The organism is Dyella jiangningensis (assembly GCF_003264855.1).
Classification (GTDB): domain Bacteria; phylum Pseudomonadota; class Gammaproteobacteria; order Xanthomonadales; family Rhodanobacteraceae; genus Dyella; species Dyella jiangningensis_C.
Map to the genome: position 1 here is coordinate 1161657 of NZ_NFZS01000001.1, position 19488 is coordinate 1181144.

A 19488-nucleotide genomic window follows, 5' to 3' on the forward strand; every position below is an offset into this window, starting at 1 on the left:
TGCCGGCCTGCACACGGCGCTCAGTCGGCGTCAGCGATCACGTTGCGGATGCACTCGACGAGTTCGCGCGAAAGGATGGGTTTCAGCAAGCGCGGCAAGTGCGCATAGGCGGAAGGAATGCTGTCGGCGTCGTAGCCCGTCGTCAGCACGACGGGAATGCCCTGCGTCATCAGATGGTCGACCAGCGGATACACGTGCCCGCCCTTCAGGTTGACATCCAGCACCGCCACGTCGGCTTCAGTGAGGCGCTCGCTCGACTTGAGCGCCGTGTCGACGCTGGGATACGGCCCCAGCACGCGGGCGCCTTCGAGCTCGAGTGCCGAGCGCAGAACATCGGCGATGAGGTATTCATCCTCCACGAGGACGATCGCCTTACCTTCTAACTTGCCGGGAGCCATGCCGTCGTCCCTTGCTGGCGATCGTGCCGCAAACATTAACGTCTTATTGCCTGGCGCGCGACGGCGGTGACGAGCGCGTGTGCAGGCGGCAGACGCCCCGTGCACAGGCGTAAGTATGTTCTAGGGGCGAGGAAACGCTGGCGCTGCTTGAGCTCGCTGGTCGAGCGTATTCCCGTCTCGGAGCGCGGTTTCGCCGCAGCGGAGATCGAGCTGGACATGGCCATGCAAACCCATCCACACGCAGGACACGATGTCGTCGTGATCGGCGGCTCGATGGGAGCTGCCGAGCCCCTGCGCACCATCCTGGCCGACATGCCCACGGAGGTCCCCGCGGCGTTCTTCGTGATCCTGCACATGGCGGCCCGCAGCAGCGGCATCCTGCGCACGGTGACCTCGGCGATCAGCCATCTCCCGGTCCACGTGGCTGAGGACGGCATGGCATTCCAGCACGGCCATGTGTACCTTGCCGTGCCCGACCACCATCTGCTGCTGACCGCCAAGGGCTTGATACGGCTGGGCACGGGGCCGCGGGAAAACATGTCCAGGCCGGCCATCGACGCCCTGTTCCGATCGGCCGCCGCCGCCGCCGGGCCCAGGGTCATCGGCGTGCTGCTGTCCGGCTTGCTCAGCGATGGCGTGGCGGGGCTGGATGCCATCAAGCGGTGCGGCGGCCTGGCGATGGTGCAGGATCCCATCGATGCCACGGCGAGCAGCATGCCCAGGAGCGCGCTGCAGACGATCGCCGTCGACCGGATCGCCCCAGCGGCGCTGCTCGGCGGGGCGTTATGCGAGCTCATCGCCCAGCCCGCCGGTGCAGCGGCACCGGTTCCAGGCGAGATACTCACCGAAGTCGCCATCGCCGCCGGAGCTCACACCGACGTCGATCTCACCGCTCGCGTCAGCAGCCCTTCGCCGCTGACCTGCCCATCGTGTGGCGGCGTGCTCTCGACGGTGAATGACGAAGGCCCGCTTCGCTACCGCTGCCAGATCGGCCATGGCATGACCGCCGACGTGCTGGAGTCGCAGCAGCGCAAGGCGTTGCACCGGGCGCTGGCGGTCGCCCTGCGGACCATCGAAGAGCGCGTGGCGCTGGTGAAGCGCATGGCGGCGGATCATCGTGCCAACGATCGGCTGGTGGCCGCAGAGAGCTACGACGGTCGCGCCGAGGAATACGGCAAGCACATCGAGGTTCTACGCCATGCCATCGCCAGCTCCACCGAGGACTAATCGGGCAACCATCGGATACCGCTCATGGTTGGGCGAGTGCATACTACCGAGGGTCGCCAGAAAGCCTTAGAGCCGCTACATGTCTGAAGAAGCCCAGCAATCCGAAGACAAGGATCTCGACGACCAGGCGACGCCGAAACGGCCGGTCATGCTGGCCATCGGCGCGTCCGGGGCCGAGACCGGGGAGTTGTCCCGCGTCCTGCTTTCGCTTCCATATGCGGCCAGGTTTATCGTGGTGCTGGCCCTGCGTGACCGAGAGGTTTTCGACGAGTCGCAGCTTCGCGCCGCGCTGGGCAGCCATGCGGCGCGATTGACCATTCCCGAGGATGGCGACGCGGTACGGGAAGACCATATCTATATCGCTCCGAAAGACATGTTGCTCACCGTCGATCGCGGCAGCATCCGCCTGAGGCGATTCGACGAGGCGCAGGAGACGCGTGGCGCCATCGACAGCCTGTTCGTTTCGCTGGCGCAGGACCAGGACAGCAACACCATCGGCATGGTGGTCGGTCACATCGAGGGCGACGGCATGCTGGGCCTCACGGCCATCAAGGAGGCTGGTGGCCTCACCCTGGCGGTGGACCACCCGATCCATGGCGAGCTGGAGCACATCCATTCGATGAGTTCGCTGGCCATGGCGGATTACATCCTTACCGCGCCGGAACTGACGGAGCGGGTGGCGCTGTATATCCGGCACTACCACCGCCTGAACGAGGCGGCGGCGAACGACGCCCGCAGCGCCACGGAAGCGGAAAAGCTCAACCAGGTCGCTGCCATCCTGCGCAACCACACCGGTCACGATTTCCATGGCTACAAGCGCGCCACCTTCATGCGACGCGTGCAGCGCCGCATGCAAGTGGTGCAGGCCGACAGCGCGATGGCCTATATCGACGTGTTGCGCTCTCAGCCCGACGAAGCGCAGCAGTTGTTCAACGACCTGCTGATCGGCGTCACGCAGTTCTTCCGCGACAAGCGCGAGTTTGATTTCCTCGAGGCGCATGTGGTGCCCAAGCTGTTCAGCGGCAAGGGCCGCGGCGACCAGCTGCGCGTATGGGTGCTGGGGTGTTCCACGGGCGAGGAGGCCTATTCGCTGGCCATCCTCCTGCGCGAACACGCTTCAACGCTCGAAGTGGCGCCGCAAATCCAGATCTTCGCCAGCGATATCGACACGCGTGCGCTGGCGGTGGCCCGCCTCGGGCGCTACACCGACACCGTCACGCAGGATGTCACGCCCGAGCGGCTCGCGCGGTGGTTCATCAAGGAAGGCAACACGTACTGCGTCTCCAAGGAGCTGCGGGAGATGTGCGTGTTTTCCCAGCACAGCATCGTGAAGGATCCGCCGTTCTCGCGGCTGGATCTCGTCTCCTGCCGCAACCTGTTGATCTACCTCGGCGCCGAACTGCAGAACCGGGTGATACCCGTGTTCCACTTCGCGCTGAGGCCGGGCGGCTATCTTTTCCTGGGCAGCTCGGAGAATGTCTCGCGGCACGCCAAGCTGTTTTCGCCGGTGGAGCGCAACGTGCGCATCTTCCAGCGCATCGAGGCCGGCACGCGGTTGTTGTCCGACTTTCCGTTGTCACCGGCATCGCCGCTGCCGCCCAACCTCAGCGGGGTGCCACGGCCGCGTCTGCCGAGCCAGGGCATCGCCCGTTTCGGCGAACGCGTGGCCGAACGCTTCGCGCCGGCCTATGCGATCGTCGACGAGCATTTCGAAGTGCTGCACTTCTCCGCGCGCGCCGGGCGCTACATCCACCCGGCCGGTGGCGCGCCGACGCTCAATCTTCTCAATCTCGTGCATCGCGACCTGCGTCTCGACCTGCGCAGCGCGCTGAACCGTGCATCGGCCGAGCACCAGACCGTCCAGGTCGAAGGCCTGCAGATGAACGACGAACGCGGACTGGCCTACGTCAACCTCATCATCGAGCCCGCCGGCGATGGCGACGAGGTGCAGAGGGGTTTCGTCGTGCTCTTCCAGGACGTGCCGCCGCCGTCGGGCCTGGACACGGTCATCCTCGGCAACAACCCGTCGCACGATGAGCACGTGCAGTCGCTGGATACCGAGCTTCGCGTCACCCGCGAACGCCTGCAGGCGATGATCGAGGAGCTGGAAAGCACCAACGAGGAACTCAAGTCGTCCAACGAGGAATACCAGTCGCTCAACGAGGAGCTGCAAAGCGCCAACGAAGAGCTGGAAACGTCCAAGGAAGAACTGCAGTCGGTCAACGAGGAGGTCACCACCGTCAACGGCGAGCTGGCGCACCGCGTGCAGGAGCTCGCCCACGCCAACAGCGACCTGAAGAACCTGCTGGAAAGCACGCAGATCGCCACGGTGTTCCTCGACAACGAGCTGCGCGTCACCAATTTCACGCCGGCGGTGGTGGACGTGTTCCCGCTGGTGGAATCGGACATCCGGCGCCCTATCAGCAACATCAAGTCGCACGTGGTCTATGACGAGCTGCAGGACGACGTGCGGCGGGTGATCCGGACCCTGGGCACGATCGATCGCGAAGTGGAGAACCCGCAGACCAAGGCGCGCTACATCGTGCGCGTGTTGCCGTATCGCAGCGTCGACAATTTCATCGGCGGCGCCGTCGTCACCTTCATGGACGTGACGCCGCTGACGCGGGCCGAGCAGGCCCTGCGCGACAGCGAGCGTCGCCTGCGCACGCTCATGGAAGGCATCGCGCAGCTCGTGTGGCGCTCGCTCGACGGTGGCCATTGGACCTGGTGCAGCCCGCAGTGGTCGGCGTTCACGGGGCAGACCGAAGCCGAGAGCCGGGACACGGGTTGGCTCAATGCCATCCATCCGGACGATCGCAAGGCCACCGTCGAAGCGTGGCAAAGCGCGATGGCCAACGGCAGCTTCGAAGTCGATCATCGCATCTACAGCATCGCCGAAAAGACCTATCGCTGGTTCCATACGCTCAGCATGCCGGTGCGCGACGACCAGCGCCAGATCATCGAGTGGCTGGGCACGTCGACCAACGTCGACGATCTTCGTCGCCTGCAGGAACGACAGCGCGTCATGGTCGCCGAGCTGCAGCACCGCACGCGCAACCTCATCGCCGTGGTGCAGTCCATCGGCACCCAGGCGCTCAAGGAAGCCCAGTCGATGGACGCGTTCCAGGCGCTGTTCGACGATCGGCTCGCCGCGCTCGCGCGCGTGCAGGTTCTGCTGTCCCAGTCCGACAGCGGTCCGGTCACCATCGGCGCGCTGCTCGACCTGGAACTGGAATCGCTGGGCCGGCTGAAGGATCGCGTGCTCGTGAACGGCCGGGATATCTCCCTGCGGAAGTCGGCAGTGCAGACGCTCTCGCTGGCGCTGCATGAGCTGGTCACGAATTCGCGCAAGTACGGCGCGCTCGCGACGGACTTGGGTGAGTTGTCGGTGAGCTGGGAGCTCGACGAAGAGGCACGCAACGGCCCGCAGCTGCTGTTCAAATGGTTCGAGCGAGGGTTCCCGCCGCGTACGATCGAAGGGGACGGTGATGGCCTGAAGGGCGGCTACGGGCGTCGGCTCATCGAGCAGGCGTTGCCCTATACGCTGAGCGCCGACACGACCTACGAACTCGGCAGCGACAGCCTGTATTGCACGATCCGCCTGCCGATCAAGGCGAAAGACGAACACGGCCTCGACTGACGGCGCGGAGCGGGCCGGAGCCCGCTCCCTGTGCGATCGCCTGTCCGCGTTTCACGGTTCGCGTGCAAGCTCGCGTTCGATATCGTCAGCCATCGGGCCGACCTTCGCGACGACATCCCTTAGGCGTTGCTCCGACACGCCGAAACGCTCGGCCCAGTCCCGGCTTTCGTTTTCCTCGGTGATGTCGATGCGCATGCGATGCGCCACGGCTTGTTCGCGCTTGCCGTCGGACCTGATCTGTTCGGCCATGAGGTGTCCTCCCGTGTGAGCGTTGGTGGGCTTCGCGCCGGCAATGCGTTACGGCGAAGCGCCCGCATCACTCCGGCGCCTTGGCGGGAATGAAGGGCGACACCGGATCGCTGGCGGGAAATGTCTCCTGCAGCGCTTCCTCCTGGTTTTCCGATTCCTTCTTCTTGCGGCGCTCCCGCTCCTGCGGCGTCTCCGTCCTGTGCGGGTCGGTATGGCCAAGGTCTTTTCGATCTCTGCTCGACATGGTGCACCCCGCGTCTCGACATGGGTATCGATGGTCGGTCCCTGCGCGTGATGCAGGTGCGAACCGGCCGTTACGGACGCGGCGCGATGTTGAACACGCGCGTGCGGCTGCGCACGAATGCTCGCGCTGCGCACAGCGAACGTTCATGCCGCGCACTCATCGCGTGGATGCATGCGAGGCGTGAACGGTTTCTTGCAGTGCTGTTGATCATTCGCCCACGCCGCGTGCCCTAGCTTGCCGGGCCATGAATCCGAAGATCGCCCCGGGCAAGCCTTTTCCTGACTACGTCTTGCCCGATCACACGAAGACGCCGAGGCGGCTCTCCGATCTGCAGACCGAGCAGGACCCGATGCTGGTCGTGCTGATACGCGGATTCTTCTGTCCCAAGGATCGCGAACAGCTGAAGGAGCTCACGCGCTTCCACGCGCAGCTGGTCGTGGGAAGCTGCCAGCTCGTGGTGATCACCACCGACGACTGGCATACCACCAACAACCTCAGGCAGCAGCTGGGCGCGCATTACCCCTTTCTCTACGACGAGAAGAAGCAGGTGCGCGACGATCTCGACATCAGGGAATACACCGACCCCGAACACGACCCGATGATTCCGCACACGTTCCTGCTGGCGCCGAAACTCGAAGTGCGGCGCGTCTGGAACGGCTACTACTACTGGGGCCGTCCTTCCGTCGGCGAACTGCACCAGGAACTGCGGGAGCTTACGCATGCCATCCGACCGGACTGGGAGCTTTCCGACGCCGGGCTGAAACGGCAGTGGGATGCCGGCGACAAGTCGAAGTTCTATCCCTATGGCGTGAAATCGATGGAGCAGACGCTCGTCGAAATGAGCGGGGCCGTGGATCAGTATGCCGGCGCCGCGGAGTCGTCCCATGGCAGAACATGAGCGGTCGTTTCCTGCCGCCCTGCTGATACTCTGCATGGGCTGGATCCGTCTGTATATCGCGATCTAATCGTAGCTTCGCTTCAGGTTCCGCATGTCGTCGTGGCCGGACTTGACGGACACGTATGCGGATTGCACCGCGAGGCGCGCCACGACGCCGATCTTCCGATCCATCAGCGCGCGCTCGAACTTGTGCTTGATGTGGTCTTCGCCGCGCTCGACCTCCTGCACCACCGCCTTGTTCGTCCTGCTCATGTGCGCGCGCAGGTCGAGGAAGACGCGGTGGGCGGACGCGAGCACCGTGCCGTCTTCCTGCGGTTCGCCACCGAGCGCGCGGACCGTTTCGCGCAAGTCCGTGGTCGCCTGGCGCCGTTGCGTCGCCCAATGCCGGAACAGTTCGGCCATCATCACGTTCTTGGATTGTTCCGCGGCCTCGCGGTAACCATCGCAACTGTCGAGCATGGCCTCGATCAGGCCATTGAGAATGCTGATGTCGTGTGCGTGGTTCGTCATGGATGGCTTGTGCACTACTCGTCGGACAGAAGTCGGGGCAGCGGACCGAGGGTCGCGCTGCCCCGATGCGTTCGCCGCGGGCTGCAGATGGCTGGGAGGGGCGATCCCCAGCACCCAGGCGGCCGGAACGCGTTGCCAATCTAGGCAGGTTTCCGTCCAGCAGGGATGAAACGAGAATGCAGGAGCCCGTTCACTGGTGCGTGGCGTTCACAATGCAGTCGTTCATCACACGGCGCACCACGCGCATCGTGTATATCGCTGCGCATCAGTGATTGCCCAGGAGGGTGGCATGCTCCTCGACGTCTATCGAAGCGGAGTCAACCAGACCTGCTTCCTTGCCATTCCCGCAGGACGCCTGTTGGCGAGCGCGACCATTCCGAAGGGGCCCGATTATGCGGGCCTCGCGCTGCATCTCCAGGGCGTCGACCTGACCACGAGCGACTATTTCCATGGGCTGGAGGCGCAAACGGTGCTGAGACAGGTCGCCGATCACGGATACGCCACGTTCCGGGCCAGCGTGCCTTGAGCTGCCTAGCTCGATGCGCCGGCCGTCTCGTGCACGAGTACGGCCAGCCAATGCTTCAGGGCCTTCGATTGCCGGCGTTCCGACCGCGCTCTTGGATCGTCCTCGTCGCTGGCGGGCACGGTATGCATCCAGCGTGAGGCGATCCAGCGGTCGACGTGGCGCATCGCGTGCTCCGGCGCGCGGTAGACCGCCACATCCCTGATGCGCAGGTCGCGCGTCATCAACTCCAGGTGCCAGCCATCGCCGCGCCGCACGAGCCAGGCGAATTCGCACGACATCCATGGCTTCACCAGGTGTGCACGCCAGCGTTCCGGCGCTGAATCGCCGCGTGACTTCGCGCGTACCCACTTCACTTCCACCATGCCCGCCATGCTAGGCGAGCGCGGTCTCCGTCATTGAGATACGTGAACTGTCGCACCAGGCATCACGCTGCGGCGATGCCGGCGATGCCCGTCTTTAACGCCGCCCGGGCCACGGTGAATGGAACGTTCCCGTCCTCGTTGGGGACATCGGCGACAAGGAGCCAGGCTGCGACATGAGTGTCCCCACATCGGATGCATTCGTCTTCTTTGGAGCGACAGGCGATCTTGCCTACAAGATGATCTTTCCCGCGCTGCAGGCGCTGATACGCGCGGGCGACCTGCGCATGCCGGTGATCGGCGTCGCGCACAGCGGGATAACCCTGGAGCAGCTGCGCGAGCGGGCGCGCAACAGCCTGCGCGAGCATGGTGGCGTGGATGCGGTGGCGTACGATCGCCTTGCCGCGCAGATGCAGTACATCCAGGGCGACTACGGCGACGCGGAAACCTATGCGCGGTTGAAGCAGGCCCTGGGCAAGGCACGCCATCCGCTGCATTACATGGCCATCCCGCCGGACATGTTCGGCACCGTGGTGGAAGGCCTCTCCACCTCGGGTTGCGCGAAGGGCGCACGCATCGTGGTCGAAAAGCCCTTTGGCCGCGACCTGGCATCCGCGCGGCAGTTGAACCGCACCTTGCACGGGGTCTTTCCCGAGTCGGCGATCTTCCGCATCGATCACTACCTGGGCAAGGAGGCGGTGCAGAACCTGCTGTACTTCCGCTTCGCCAATACCTTTCTCGAACCGGTATGGTCGCGCACCTATGTCGACAACGTGCAGATCACCATGGCCGAGGACTTCGGCATCCAGGGCCGCGGCAGCTTCTACGACGACGTGGGCGCGCTGCGCGACGTGGTGCAGAACCACCTGCTGCAGGTCACGGCCTTGCTCGCCATGGAGGCGCCGCTGGGACAGGATCCGGCGGCGATGCGTGCCGAGAAGCTTCGCCTGTTCCAGGCCATGCGACCGCTGAAACCCGGCCAGGTCGTGCGCGGCCAGTTCCGCGGCTACCGCCGGGAGCAGGGCGTGGCATCCGATTCCCGCGTGGAAACCTTCGCGGCCCTGCGCGTGCATATCGACACCTGGCGCTGGGCGGGCGTGCCGTTCTTCATCCGCACCGGAAAATGCCTGCCGCTGACCAGCTGCGAGGTCATGGTCACCTTGAAGGAGCCGCCGCTGGCGGTGTTCGACGCCGCGTCGGCGGCCCAGACGAATTACTTCCGTTTCCGTCTCGGCCCCGACGTGACACTCGCCGTCGGCGCGCGGGTGAAGCGCGCCGGCGAGCGGATGCGCGGCGAATCGGTGGAGCTGGTGGCGCGGCACCAGTCGGTGGGCGAAGAGTCGCCTTACCAGCGTCTGCTCGGCGAGGCGCTACGCGGCGATCCCTCGCGTTTCACCAGCGATGCCTGCGTCGAGGCGGCGTGGGCGGTGCTCGACCCCGTCCTGGACAACGCGGAGCCCGTGCACGAGTACGAGCCCGGCAGCTGGGGACCGGAAGAGGCGCAGGCCATCATGGCGAAACGCGGCGGCTGGCATGATCCGAATAAGGAGAAGGTGCGTCCCTGCTGACCGGCGTCGCATGCTTCGCGTAAGGGAGGGCACGGCCGGTAATGGTCATCGTGACGCCGCGTTGACATGGCCGGCCTCCACCGCCGGGAGGCGGCGATCCTCCAAATGTCCGATGGTCGCCTGAAAACCACGCCTGTACGCTGATCAGCGTAGAGTCGTAGGTCGAGGTGGCCGGATGACCGCGTGCGAACACTCGTGGACCCGCGAAAGCTTCGCCGACGAAGTGACGGCCCGACTCGGCATGTGGCCGAATTTCTTCCGCGTTCCGATGGCTCCCGGCCTGATCGAATCGCTCTGGTCGCTCGCCCAATCGAGCTACCTCGACAATCCGCTGCCATCGCTCTTCAAGGAGCGCCTGTTCGTCCACCTGTCCCGTTTCAGCGAGGTGCATTACTGCATCGTGCGGCATGTCGGCTTTCTGGTCGGCCAGGGCCGACCCGCCGGCGATGGCACCGTGCACCCGCTCGAACTGGCCCAGGTGATGCGGTTGCTGCGCAAGCCGGTGCCCGACGCCGCGGCGCTCGACCGGATCCTGCTGCACATGGAAACGAGCGCCGACATCGTGGAGTTGCCTGCGGCCGACACGGAAGCCGAAGGGCAACTCTTCGATGCGTTGACCGTGATGTTCCTCGCGCCGACGCGTGCGACGCGTGCGCGCAAAGCGGTGCGTCGCTACGTCGGCGTGCACAACTACGAATGGCTGGCGGCCTTCCTCGCCTTCGTGCACACCGCGCACTACTGGACCGAGATGCATCCCGAGCTCGAGGTCGAGCCGGACATGGTCGACTACATGCAACTGCACCCGGAACTTGCGGCGCTGTTGTTCGACGAAGGTGGTGCGTTGCGCATGTCGCCGGGCGCGCTGCTCCGCAAGGCGATCGACGAACTCGACCGTGCCGAAGAAGCCTTGATCGACAGCAGGAGCCTGCGCAAGCAGGACCTCTGGTTCGCGGCGCAAAGACAGGCCTTCAAGGCGGCGATGAACGGTGCATCGCTCAAGGCGTCCCTGGGCGTGCTTATCGCCGCGGCCACCGGCAGTGCGACGGATGGACGCCGATGCGCGTTCTATATCGCCGACGTGTCAGGCAGCCATCTCACCCATGTCGTCGGCATGCCGGAATCGTACGCGGCCGCCGTGGATGGCTTCGTCATTTCGCCCGAATCCCTGGCGTGCGGACTGGCGGTGGCGACCGGCGAACCCGTGGTGACGCCCGATGTGCTCCAGGACTCGCGGTGGTCGCCATGGACATGGCTTGCGGGCGAGTTTGGCTATCGTGGCTGCTGGTCGTTTCCGGTGGAGACCTCGACCGGTCGCCTGGTCGGATCGTTCGCCTTCTACTTCGAGGAGCCGAAGGCGCCCGAGGCGAGCGACTACGAACTGGCGGCGGCCATGACGCAGGCGGCGGCGATCATCATCTCGCGTCACCAGGAAAACGAAGAGCGCGTGCGCGTGGAAGAGCGGCAGCAGGTGTTGATCGCCGAGCTGCACCATCGCACCCGCAACCTGATGGGCGTGATCCATTCTATGGCCGACAAGATCGCCAGCACCAGCGTCGACCTCGCTGATTTCTACGAGCGGTTCAACGATAGGCTCGTTGCGTTGTCGCGCGTGCAGAGCCTGCTTTCGCGGCTCGATGATCACGACCGGGTGACTTTCGACGATGTGATACGCACCGAGTTCGCGGCGATGGATGGAAGTTCCCACCGGGTGGTACTGGCCGGCCCCCCTGGTATTCGCCTGCGGTCTTCCAGCGTGCAGACGCTCGCGCTCGCCCTGCACGAACTGGCCACCAACGCGATGAAATATGGCGCGCTCAGCCAGACGCGGGCCGGGCTTGCGGTGACCTGGTCGATGCAGCCGCTGGGTCCGGAGGGTGAGCCCTGGCTGCACGTCGAGTGGCGCGAGACCGGCGTGAAGATGCCGATCAGCGGCGATGCCCAGCTCAAGCGCCGCGGCCAGGGCAGGGAACTGATCGAGCAGGCATTGCCGTACCAGCTCAATGCGAGCACGTCGTACGTGCTTGGTCCCGATGGCCTGACCTGCACCATTTCGTTGCCGGTTTCCCGGAGCATGAGCTAGACGCGCCGTGCGCTTCCGCTGCTTCAGCGGGCCTAGGGGGAGGCAATGCTCCAGCGCCATTCGCGTGGATGGCCGTTGCGCCGGTTGCGCTTTGGCCGTCCGATCGCCAGCGGCACGGGCTGCAGGATGGAAGCGATCTGCACGGCGCTGCGCCGATGCGTGACATCAATGGCGCGCGAGCGGTCTTCCAGCCCCAGCGCGCGCACGATGGATGCGCCATTGAACGCCTCCGCTTCCGTCGAAGGCGCCTGCGCCGCCATGAGGGCGAGCCCTTCCAGGGGTTCGATGCTGGCGAGCGCGACCGCCGAGGTGTCGGGCGGATGGCCGCACAGCACGCACACCTTGGGTTCATGGCTTTCCGCGGATACGACCAGCTGCCCGACCGCATCCGTTGGCAGCAGGGAGGCGCTGTCGGTCGGCGCTGCTTCGCTGGTCACCACTTCGGCGATGCGCGCGGCGCGTCCGTCGTCGGTGACGATGATGTTTCCCAGCAGGTCGGGGCCCACCAGTTGCGAGGGCCGGCTGTAGAAGGCGCGTTGCAGGATCAGCCACGGGTTTGCCTGGATCAGCAGGTTGATGCGCCACTTGTGCAGCACGCCGGCCAGGCGTTCATGCAGGTAGTCGACGTCACGGTCGTCGGTCTGCTGTTCCAGTTCCATGACCGACAGCCGCAGGGTATCGATCACCGGCCCATGGCGGCGAAACTGCGCGCCCAGTTGTGCCCGCAGCGCGCGTATCCTCAGCTCGGTCCGAAGGTGGCTCATGGCTTGCGACCCCTGGCATGGAGGACGATCGCCATGCGGGCGAAAGCGCGGCATGCGCCTTTGCATGAACGATCGGCCCCGATGGTCGGGGCTGCCATGTCAATCGTCCGTGCAGCCCATGCCTTCCTGGCATCAACTGCACCGCGTGGTTCGGCATCACTTCACGCTGGTCATCGCAAACCGGCGCTTGTCGTCGATTTCAATGGGAAAACGGCCCGATACCGCTGGGCCGCCGCGTCCTAGTGCTTCAGCATGGAGTTCAGGCAGTCGATCAGCACATGCAAGCGAACCGGCTTCTGCAACCGCTTGAGATCGGCGTAGGCCGGCGGGATGGCGTCTTCGTCGTAGCCGGTGGTGAGCACGACCGGGATGCCGTTCTCGACCAGCCGGTCGATGAGTGGAAATGCGCGTTCGCCGCCGAGGTTGACGTCGAGGACGGCAACGGACGCGACCTGTCCGTTATCCAGCGCATGTCGCGCGGTAGCGACGCTGGGGAAGGGGCCGAGCACGTGCCAGTCCGCGAGTTCTAGCGCCGCGCTCATGGTGCTGGCGATGAGATAGTCGTCCTCGACGATGAGGACCGTTCCGTGGTTTGTGTGTGCGTCGGCCATGGGAATGCGTTGTAGCATCCGCGTTGTGTTGGGTTGTGTGAAGGGAAGCAAGAAAGCGTCGTCGCCTTGGGATGCGGAATGCGAAAGCGCCACCGGTTTTCGTTTGGCCGTCCGTAGCGCGGCTCGCGACGTCTTTCCTGATCGGCCGGCGCAACGCCGCGGTGCGCGCAAAACTGCGTACTTGCCGAGCCCCGGGTGCATCACAACACGACGCGACGCGTGCGGCGTCCGAACAATTACGGGTCGCCGGATAGGTAGAACTACGGCCGATACGCGCCCCCTGCGGACGAACACAAGCGCTCGCTTCATGGCTGTGGTCGCCAGCCGATGGCGGGCCTATGATGGCGTTCGATGCCTCGATGCGGGACGGTCCCATGCCTTCCGAGAGTTCCATCGCCCACCACGATCCGGTGCCGCGCACGACGCAAGTCTGGTTGCGTTGGCTGCCCGGCGTGTCGATGCTGCGGCGCTATCAGGCGGCGTGGCTGCCCAAGGACATCGCGGCCGGACTGGTGCTGACGACCATGCTCGTGCCCGTGGGCATCGCTTACGCGGAGGCCTCCGGCGTGCCCGGTGCGTACGGTCTTTACGCCACCATCGTTCCCTTGCTTGCCTATGCCGTATTCGGCCCGAGCCGCATCCTGGTGCTCGGCCCCGATTCCTCGCTCGCCGCGCCGATCCTTGCGGTCGTGGTGGTGATCGCCGGCAGCGATCCCTCGCGCGCCGTTGCCGTCGCCAGCATGATGGCGGTGGTCTCGGGCCTGTTCTGCATCGTGCTAGGCGTGCTGCGGCTGGGCTTTGTCACCGAGCTGCTGTCCAAGCCGATCCGCTACGGCTACATGAACGGCATCGCGTTGACAGTACTGATCAGCCAGTTGCCCAAGCTGTTCGCGATTTCCGTCGAGGACCAGGGTCCACTGCGCGAGATCATCAGCCTGGGAAGGGCGATCGCCGATGGCCAGGCCAACGGATACAGCCTCGCCGTCGGTGCGGGAAGCCTCGTGCTCATCCTCGTCCTCAAGCGTTTCGAGCGGGTGCCCGGCATTCTCATCGCGGTCGTGCTCGCCACGCTTTGCGTGAGCGTGTTCAAGCTGGACGCGATGGGCGTCAAGGTACTCGGCAAGGTCCCGCAGGGTTTGCCTGCCTTCGTGGTTCCGTGGGCAAGCGGTGTCGACGTGATGAAGATTGTGCTCGGTGGTTGCGCCGTGGCGCTGATCTCGTTCGCGGATACCAGCGTGCTGTCGCGCACGTATGCGGCGCGCTTCCATGTCCGTGTCGATCCGAACCAGGAAATGGTGGGGCTGGGCGCGGCCAACCTGGCGGCGGGTTTTTTCCAGGGCTTTCCGATCAGCAGCAGTTCGTCGCGCACGCCGGTGGCCGAAGCCGCGGGCGCCCGCACGCAGCTGACCGGTGTGGTGGGTGCGTTCGCCGTCGCCGTGGTGCTGGTGGCGGCGCCCAACCTGATGCGCCACCTGCCGAACAGCGCGCTGGCGGCCGTGGTCATTGCGGCCGCGCTAGGCCTGTTCGAGTTCGCGGACCTGCGGCGGATCTATCGCATCCAGCTATGGGAGTTCTGGCTCTCCATCGCGTGCTTCGTGGGCGTAGCCGTGTTCGGCGCCATTCCGGGCATCTGCATCGCCGTGGTGATCGCCGTGCTGGAGTTCCTGTGGGACGGCTGGCGGCCGCATTACGCGGTGCTGGGGCGGGTGGACAACCTGCGCGGCTATCACGACACCAAGCGCTATCCGCAAGCGGTGCGTGTTCCCGGACTCGTGCTGTTCCGCTGGGATGCGCCGCTGTTCTTCGCCAACGCCGAGCTGTTCCAGGAATGCCTGCTGCAGGCGGTCGATGAGTCGCCTTCACCAGTGAAGCGCGTCGTGGTGGCGGCCGAACCCGTCACCAGCGTCGACGTCACGTCCGCCGACATGCTGCGGGAACTCTGCCGCATCCTGGGCGAGCGCGGCATCGTGCTGCATTTCGCCGAGATGAAGGATCCGGTGCGCGACAAGCTCCGGCGCTTCGAACTGGGCGACGTCATCGGCGAGCACAGCTTCCACCCCACCGTGGGCAGCGCGGTGGACGACTATCTGCACATGGCTTGAGCGAGAGGGCTGGACGCGTGGCCGGGTGTGCGGTGCAAGCCGTCCGCTGCACGTGTCCGACGTTTGGCCGTCCATGTCCACGCAGTGTCCGCGGACACTCTTGCGACAGGGCAGGTGATTGAAGAGCGGCGCTGGAGCGCATCTTGCTTGCCTATCCTGACCAAGGGATGGAGGCCGGGCGTGGGAGCGACGATCAGGAAGCGGCTCAGGCGGACGACACTTCGGGAAGGCGCGACACCTTTCGACCGGCTTCCCTGGAGCATCCAGGGTTTTGTCATCGATTTCCTGCGATGCCACCAATGCGAGGTCACGCCGGCCAACTGCCAGGCCGTGGCCGAAGCGGTGGAGCTTCGCCTGAAGCATGGCCCCATCTGCTACAGCCATCTCGCCGTGCTGATCGAGGACGACATCTTCCTCGAATGACGATGCCGGTGATGTAAGCGGCGGCGAGGATCTTCGCCGGATGGCCGTCCAAATACCGCGCCTAGCCGATCACGGTCATCAGTGCGGCGAGCCAGATCATCGCCGTGCCGATGGCGAAGGCGCGGCGCGCCGCCACGATGCGTTCCTCGCTTTCGTGCTCGACGGGCGTGGTGACGATCCATGGCGTCGAGGCCAGTGCGGCAAAGCCGAGGAAAGCGAGGGTGACGGCGACCACGTCGGTCCAGTGCCAGGGTGATGCTTCGTGTACGCCCCAATAGCCGAGAAACGCCATGCCAAGCGCGCTCATGGTGGCCGAGGCCGCACAGAGTCCGACCACTGAACCGGTGGGGGCACGCATGTCGGCAGACTCCCGATAGTTCCCGTTCGCCAAGGGTAGCGCAGGGGCGCCATGGGAACGTGATGGTGACGTGCTTCAGCGATCGCGCAGCCTGGTCTTGGGCCCGGATGGCAGCGGGGCAGCCAGGTCTGCCTTGACGAAATCGACGAAGGCGCGCAGCGGCGCAGGCAGATGTTGTCGCCCGGCGTAGTAGAGAAACGGCCCGGTGAAATCCTGCCACCAGGGTTCGAGGATGGCCTCGAGCGCGCCGCTGTCCAGATGCGGGCGCAGCATGTCTTCGTAGAGATGGATCACGCCCAGACCGGCCACTGCCGCGCCGATCGCGATATCGATCGCGGCGCCGGGGCGCATCACCAGCGGGCCTGAGGGATCGAGCCGCAGCAGCTCGCCCTTGCGTTCGAAATCCCAGGTGGGCAGGGCGCCGCCGGCAAAGCGACCGCGCAGGCAGGCATGCTCGAGCAGGTCGCGCGGATGCTGCGGGCGACCATGGACGTCCAGATAGGCAGGCGAGGCGGCCGTGGCGAAGCGCTGCACGCGCGGGCCGATCGGCGTGGCGATCATGTTCGGCTCCAGGCGCTCGTCGTAGCGGATGCCCGCATCGCAACCGGCCGATGGAAGATCCACGAAGCTGTCTTCGACGGTGATCTCCACGCGGATGTCGGGGTACTGCTTGAGAAAGCGAAACAGGATCGGCGGCAATACGGTGCGTGCAACGCCGGCCGGCACGTTCAGGCGCAAGGTACCTGCGGGGCGATCGCGAAAATGATTGAGCACATCCAGTGCCGCTTCCATGTCGGCAAGCGCGGGCATCAGTCGTTCCAGCAGTCGCTCGCCGGCTTCGGTGGGCGCGACGCTGCGGGTGGTGCGATGGAGCAGCCGCACGCCAAGGCGTGTCTCCAGCCGGCGTACCGCCGTGCTGAGCGCCGAAGCGGAAACGCCGCTGGTACGCGCCGCGTCGCGGAAGCCGCCGGCCCGCGCCACCGACACGAAGGCGGCGAGGTCATTCATTTCCACGCTCATTGTTTGCCTTTTTGCACAGCCCGTGCGGATGCAATGGGATTATCGGACAGGACCATCTCTCTCATATTGGGTGTGCCACCGCAAGGAGATCCCCATGTCTGCACCCACACTCACCTATCCATTCGCCGGCCGCACCGTGAACCGCATGGGCTACGGCGCCATGCAGCTCGCCGGGCCGGGCGTGTTCGGTCCGCCGAAAGATCGCGACGCCGCACTGGCTGTGCTGCGTGAAGCGGTCGCGCTGGGTGTCGACCACATCGACACCAGCGATTTCTATGGCCCGCACGTCACCAATCAGATCATTCGCGAGGCCCTGCATCCCTATCCGGACGATCTGCTCATCGTCACCAAGGTCGGCGCCGTGCGCGGCGACGACGGCGCGTGGCTTGCCGCGCAGGAACCCGACGATCTTCGCCGTGCCGTACACGACAACCTGCGCAACCTCGGTCTGGACGCGCTGGAAGTGGTCAACCTGCGCGTGATGGGCAACATCCATGAGCCCGCCGAAGGCTCCATCGCGCGACAGGTCGAGACGCTTGCACGCCTGCAGCAGGAAGGCCTCGTGCGCCACGTGGGCCTGAGCAATGTCACCTCCGCACAGGTCGCCGAAGCGCAGCGCATCACGCCGATCGTATGCGTGCAGAACCAGTACAACCTCGTGCAGCGCGCGGACGATGCGCTGGTCGACGAACTGGCGGGCAAGAGCATTGCCTTCGTGCCGTTCTTCCCGCTCGGCGGCTTTTCGCCAATCCAGTCCTCCGGATTGTCCGCGCTGGCCGCGCGTGTGCAGGCGACGCCCATGCAACTTGCCCTGGCGTGGCTGCTGCACCGTTCGCCGAACCTGCTGCTGATCCCTGGCACATCGTCGATGGCGCACCTGCGCGAGAACATGCAGGCTCCTGCATGGGCTTTGAGTGATGATGTGCTGGCCGAATTGAATGCCATCGCCGGCGAATGACGGCAGGCGGTCGAGTTGGTTCGCGCCGCGCCCTCGCGAGCGCGTTGCCTCGGCACAAGCGAGTGGCTACGTCATTGCGCTATAAGACGCTTCCAGAAAAACGCGTTGCATGCGTCGATCGAGCGAATGACAGAGAGCCTTGTTCCCGAGTGTTTCACGGAAGCCGTACACATCGCCGCGCCGGTCGCGGCGGTGTGGGGCGCTCTCGCATCCAGCGAGCACATGGGTGCATGGATGGGCGATCCATCGATGGACGTGAGGGTGGAAACCACGTGGCAGGTGGGAACCCACTTTGTCGTGCGCGGCGTTCACCATGTGCCCTTCGAGAATTCCGGCGTACTGCTGGCCTTCGAGCCGATGAAGCGGCTGGCGTACAGTCATCTCAGTTCGTTGTCCGGCTTGCCGGAGGAACCGTCGAGCTATACGACGCTCGACTTCGTGATGGAGGCGGACGGCCATGGCACGCTGCTGTCGCTCTCGGCCTGCGGTTTTCCCACGGAGTCGATCTATCGACATCTGAGGTTCTATTGGGCGGGAACACTCGAGGTGTTCAAGCGATATGTCGAGTCGAACGCCTGAAACGCGAACGGCGCCCGAAGGCGCCGCCGCGAAGCCCGCAACCGGCGCCGACACGGCGCCGTCGCGTGGCATCGATCAGAACGAGTAGACCACCGTGGCGCCGACGCCCCAATCCGGGCTGCCGTCGGTGAAGCCCTTGGTGACATAGGCCTGGGCCTTCCAGCCGCTGGCGAACTTGTAGGCGTAGTAGCCGGTGAGTTCGTTGCGCGCGAAGCTGGTGTCCGACGCCTTCTCGCGATAGTCGTAGTACGCGCCGAAGCTGCTGTGGCTGTCGAGCTTGTAGCCCGCGCCCACGTTGGCGCCGAACACGTCGTTGAGCTGGATGTACTGCGAGCTGCCGAGCCAGGTGTAGCTCACGCCGCCGAACACGGTCCAGGCGCCGAAGCCCTTGTAGCTGTCGACGCTGACGGTGTAGTCGTTCTTGCCGGTACCCAGGCCCTTGTTCTCGTCGGCGGTACCGAACTTGATCTTGCCGGTCAGATCGACGCCGAACTGCGCGGCGCTGTTGGTGTACGCCTCGTACGTTGCCGCAGCGGTGATGTCGCCCAGGCCCGATGCCGAGCCGGTCGTCTCGGTGGGCGGCGTGGTGCCACCCTGCGCGTTGCCCTTGCCGTGGCCGCGACCCTTCGGGTTGTTGTTCTTCACCGGACCGATGCCGGGAATGACGTTGTCGGCACCGGACACATGGATATACGGCACATCCAGCTTGAACGACCAACTGTCGATCTCGTAGCCGAGAGTCACCGGGACTTGCGTGATGTCGGTGGTGGTCGAGGTGCCGTACTTGCCGCTGGTGTAGTCGATGCCCGCGCCGACCTTCACGGTGGAGCTGTCGTCGGCGTGCGCAGCCTGCGCCATCAGGCCCAGTACGCCGAGGGCGCAAAGGGTGCTGGTGTTCTTCAGATTCATGGGTTCTTCCTAGGGCGTAGCAAACAAAGAGCGGGAGGCCTCAGAGAGACCTCCACGCAAGTCGT

The 19488-nt window shown here is 65.3% G+C and carries 20 protein-coding genes; 10 read left to right on the forward strand and 10 right to left on the reverse strand.

What is annotated here, in order from left to right:
- Positions 1-20: 20 nt before the first annotated feature.
- Positions 21-398: a response regulator gene (locus tag CA260_RS05065; RefSeq protein WP_111981310.1), complete on the reverse strand. Its 378-nt coding sequence runs from the start codon at positions 396-398 to the stop codon at positions 21-23.
- A 147-nt stretch (positions 399-545) separates the two neighbouring features.
- Here CA260_RS05065 and CA260_RS05070 point away from each other — a divergent pair, with 147 nt between their 5' ends.
- Together CA260_RS05070 and CA260_RS05075 are read left to right on the forward strand one after the other, a co-directional pair.
- Positions 546-1625 carry a chemotaxis protein CheB gene (locus CA260_RS05070; RefSeq protein WP_238149612.1) on the forward strand — a complete coding sequence of 360 codons (1080 nt, stop codon included), beginning with the start codon at positions 546-548 and terminating at the stop codon, positions 1623-1625.
- A gap of 79 nt (positions 1626-1704) precedes the next feature.
- Complete coding sequence (locus CA260_RS05075; protein WP_111981311.1) at positions 1705-5265, forward strand: CheR family methyltransferase; 3561 nt, start codon at positions 1705-1707, stop codon at positions 5263-5265.
- A 51-nt stretch (positions 5266-5316) separates the two neighbouring features.
- Here the strand turns inward: CA260_RS05075 and CA260_RS05080 are convergent, their stop codons facing one another.
- Together CA260_RS05080 and CA260_RS21080 are read right to left on the reverse strand one after the other, a co-directional pair.
- A complete protein-coding gene (locus CA260_RS05080; RefSeq protein ID WP_111981312.1) occupies positions 5317-5514 on the reverse strand; it encodes a DUF3606 domain-containing protein in 198 nt (65 codons plus the stop codon).
- Positions 5515-5581: 67 nt separating this feature from the next.
- Positions 5582-5758, reverse strand: coding sequence for a hypothetical protein (locus tag CA260_RS21080; RefSeq protein WP_172461721.1), 177 nt, complete (start codon positions 5756-5758; stop codon positions 5582-5584).
- 244 nt (positions 5759-6002) lie between these two features.
- On the opposite strand from CA260_RS21080, the gene CA260_RS05090 reads away from it, so the two are divergent.
- A complete protein-coding gene (locus CA260_RS05090) occupies positions 6003-6656 on the forward strand; it encodes a peroxiredoxin-like family protein (protein ID WP_111981314.1) in 654 nt (217 codons plus the stop codon).
- Between the two features lie 63 nt (positions 6657-6719).
- Here the strand turns inward: CA260_RS05090 and CA260_RS05095 are convergent, their stop codons facing one another.
- Positions 6720-7166: a PA2169 family four-helix-bundle protein gene (locus CA260_RS05095; protein ID WP_111981315.1), complete on the reverse strand. Its 447-nt coding sequence runs from the start codon at positions 7164-7166 to the stop codon at positions 6720-6722.
- 289 nt (positions 7167-7455) lie between these two features.
- Here CA260_RS05095 and CA260_RS05100 point away from each other — a divergent pair, with 289 nt between their 5' ends.
- Positions 7456-7692 (forward strand): hypothetical protein, encoded by a 237-nt coding sequence (locus tag CA260_RS05100; RefSeq protein WP_111981316.1) that lies wholly within the window; start codon positions 7456-7458, stop codon positions 7690-7692.
- A gap of 5 nt (positions 7693-7697) precedes the next feature.
- On the opposite strand, the gene CA260_RS05105 is transcribed toward CA260_RS05100, so the two are convergent.
- Positions 7698-8054 carry a hypothetical protein gene (locus CA260_RS05105; protein ID WP_146745282.1) on the reverse strand — a complete coding sequence of 119 codons (357 nt, stop codon included), beginning with the start codon at positions 8052-8054 and terminating at the stop codon, positions 7698-7700.
- A gap of 173 nt (positions 8055-8227) precedes the next feature.
- Between CA260_RS05105 and zwf the strand changes: the two genes are divergently transcribed.
- Positions 8228-9619 (forward strand): glucose-6-phosphate dehydrogenase, encoded by a 1392-nt coding sequence (gene zwf, locus CA260_RS05110; RefSeq protein ID WP_111981318.1) that lies wholly within the window; start codon positions 8228-8230, stop codon positions 9617-9619.
- A gap of 175 nt (positions 9620-9794) precedes the next feature.
- The gene (locus CA260_RS05115) at positions 9795-11699 is read left to right on the forward strand and encodes a sensor histidine kinase (protein WP_202864040.1); all 1905 of its coding nucleotides are present in this window, start codon (positions 9795-9797) and stop codon (positions 11697-11699) included.
- A gap of 32 nt (positions 11700-11731) precedes the next feature.
- Here CA260_RS05115 and CA260_RS05120 read toward each other — a convergent pair whose 3' ends face one another.
- Complete coding sequence (locus tag CA260_RS05120; protein WP_146745283.1) at positions 11732-12463, reverse strand: hypothetical protein; 732 nt, start codon at positions 12461-12463, stop codon at positions 11732-11734.
- A 239-nt stretch (positions 12464-12702) separates the two neighbouring features.
- Positions 12703-13074 carry a response regulator gene (locus CA260_RS21085; protein ID WP_172461722.1) on the reverse strand — a complete coding sequence of 124 codons (372 nt, stop codon included), beginning with the start codon at positions 13072-13074 and terminating at the stop codon, positions 12703-12705.
- 374 nt (positions 13075-13448) lie between these two features.
- On the opposite strand from CA260_RS21085, the gene CA260_RS05130 reads away from it, so the two are divergent.
- Together CA260_RS05130 and CA260_RS05135 are read left to right on the forward strand one after the other, a co-directional pair.
- Positions 13449-15176, forward strand: a complete 1728-nt coding sequence (locus tag CA260_RS05130) for a SulP family inorganic anion transporter (RefSeq protein WP_111983014.1) — start codon at positions 13449-13451, stop codon at positions 15174-15176.
- A gap of 180 nt (positions 15177-15356) precedes the next feature.
- On the forward strand, positions 15357-15599 hold the full coding sequence (locus tag CA260_RS05135) for a hypothetical protein (protein ID WP_111981321.1): 243 nt from the start codon (positions 15357-15359) through the stop codon (positions 15597-15599).
- 61 nt (positions 15600-15660) lie between these two features.
- Here the strand turns inward: CA260_RS05135 and CA260_RS05140 are convergent, their stop codons facing one another.
- Together CA260_RS05140 and CA260_RS05145 are read right to left on the reverse strand one after the other, a co-directional pair.
- Positions 15661-15957 (reverse strand): hypothetical protein, encoded by a 297-nt coding sequence (locus tag CA260_RS05140; RefSeq protein ID WP_111981322.1) that lies wholly within the window; start codon positions 15955-15957, stop codon positions 15661-15663.
- A 75-nt stretch (positions 15958-16032) separates the two neighbouring features.
- Positions 16033-16977: a LysR substrate-binding domain-containing protein gene (locus CA260_RS05145; RefSeq protein ID WP_202864041.1), complete on the reverse strand. Its 945-nt coding sequence runs from the start codon at positions 16975-16977 to the stop codon at positions 16033-16035.
- 94 nt (positions 16978-17071) lie between these two features.
- Here CA260_RS05145 and CA260_RS05150 point away from each other — a divergent pair, with 94 nt between their 5' ends.
- Together CA260_RS05150 and CA260_RS05155 are read left to right on the forward strand one after the other, a co-directional pair.
- The gene (locus CA260_RS05150; protein ID WP_111981323.1) at positions 17072-17935 is read left to right on the forward strand and encodes an aldo/keto reductase family oxidoreductase; all 864 of its coding nucleotides are present in this window, start codon (positions 17072-17074) and stop codon (positions 17933-17935) included.
- Positions 17936-18061: 126 nt separating this feature from the next.
- Positions 18062-18514: an SRPBCC family protein gene (locus tag CA260_RS05155; RefSeq protein ID WP_111981324.1), complete on the forward strand. Its 453-nt coding sequence runs from the start codon at positions 18062-18064 to the stop codon at positions 18512-18514.
- A 75-nt stretch (positions 18515-18589) separates the two neighbouring features.
- Here CA260_RS05155 and CA260_RS05160 read toward each other — a convergent pair whose 3' ends face one another.
- On the reverse strand, positions 18590-19423 hold the full coding sequence (locus tag CA260_RS05160; RefSeq protein ID WP_111981325.1) for a transporter: 834 nt from the start codon (positions 19421-19423) through the stop codon (positions 18590-18592).
- Between the last annotated feature and the right edge of the window lie 65 nt (positions 19424-19488).

What these genes read in the sequence shown, in the direction of transcription:
- CA260_RS05065 (WP_111981310.1), bottom strand. Translation starts at nt 398, where the DNA reads ATGGCTCCCGGCAAGTTAGAAGGTAAGGCGATCGTCCTCGTGGAGGAT.
- CA260_RS05075 (WP_111981311.1), top strand. Translation starts at nt 1,705, where the DNA reads ATGTCTGAAGAAGCCCAGCAATCCGAAGACAAGGATCTCGACGACCAG.
- CA260_RS05080 (WP_111981312.1), bottom strand. Translation starts at nt 5,514, where the DNA reads ATGGCCGAACAGATCAGGTCCGACGGCAAGCGCGAACAAGCCGTGGCG.
- CA260_RS21080 (WP_172461721.1), bottom strand. Translation starts at nt 5,758, where the DNA reads ATGTCGAGCAGAGATCGAAAAGACCTTGGCCATACCGACCCGCACAGG.
- CA260_RS05090 (WP_111981314.1), top strand. Translation starts at nt 6,003, where the DNA reads ATGAATCCGAAGATCGCCCCGGGCAAGCCTTTTCCTGACTACGTCTTG.
- CA260_RS05095 (WP_111981315.1), bottom strand. Translation starts at nt 7,166, where the DNA reads ATGACGAACCACGCACACGACATCAGCATTCTCAATGGCCTGATCGAG.
- CA260_RS05100 (WP_111981316.1), top strand. Translation starts at nt 7,456, where the DNA reads ATGCTCCTCGACGTCTATCGAAGCGGAGTCAACCAGACCTGCTTCCTT.
- CA260_RS05105 (WP_146745282.1), bottom strand. Translation starts at nt 8,054, where the DNA reads ATGGTGGAAGTGAAGTGGGTACGCGCGAAGTCACGCGGCGATTCAGCG.
- zwf (WP_111981318.1), top strand. Translation starts at nt 8,228, where the DNA reads ATGAGTGTCCCCACATCGGATGCATTCGTCTTCTTTGGAGCGACAGGC.
- CA260_RS05115 (WP_202864040.1), top strand. Translation starts at nt 9,795, where the DNA reads ATGACCGCGTGCGAACACTCGTGGACCCGCGAAAGCTTCGCCGACGAA.
- CA260_RS05120 (WP_146745283.1), bottom strand. Translation starts at nt 12,463, where the DNA reads ATGAGCCACCTTCGGACCGAGCTGAGGATACGCGCGCTGCGGGCACAA.
- CA260_RS21085 (WP_172461722.1), bottom strand. Translation starts at nt 13,074, where the DNA reads ATGGCCGACGCACACACAAACCACGGAACGGTCCTCATCGTCGAGGAC.
- CA260_RS05130 (WP_111983014.1), top strand. Translation starts at nt 13,449, where the DNA reads ATGCCTTCCGAGAGTTCCATCGCCCACCACGATCCGGTGCCGCGCACG.
- CA260_RS05140 (WP_111981322.1), bottom strand. Translation starts at nt 15,957, where the DNA reads ATGCGTGCCCCCACCGGTTCAGTGGTCGGACTCTGTGCGGCCTCGGCC.
- CA260_RS05145 (WP_202864041.1), bottom strand. Translation starts at nt 16,977, where the DNA reads ATGAGCGTGGAAATGAATGACCTCGCCGCCTTCGTGTCGGTGGCGCGG.
- CA260_RS05150 (WP_111981323.1), top strand. Translation starts at nt 17,072, where the DNA reads ATGTCTGCACCCACACTCACCTATCCATTCGCCGGCCGCACCGTGAAC.
- CA260_RS05155 (WP_111981324.1), top strand. Translation starts at nt 18,062, where the DNA reads ATGACAGAGAGCCTTGTTCCCGAGTGTTTCACGGAAGCCGTACACATC.
- CA260_RS05160 (WP_111981325.1), bottom strand. Translation starts at nt 19,423, where the DNA reads ATGAATCTGAAGAACACCAGCACCCTTTGCGCCCTCGGCGTACTGGGC.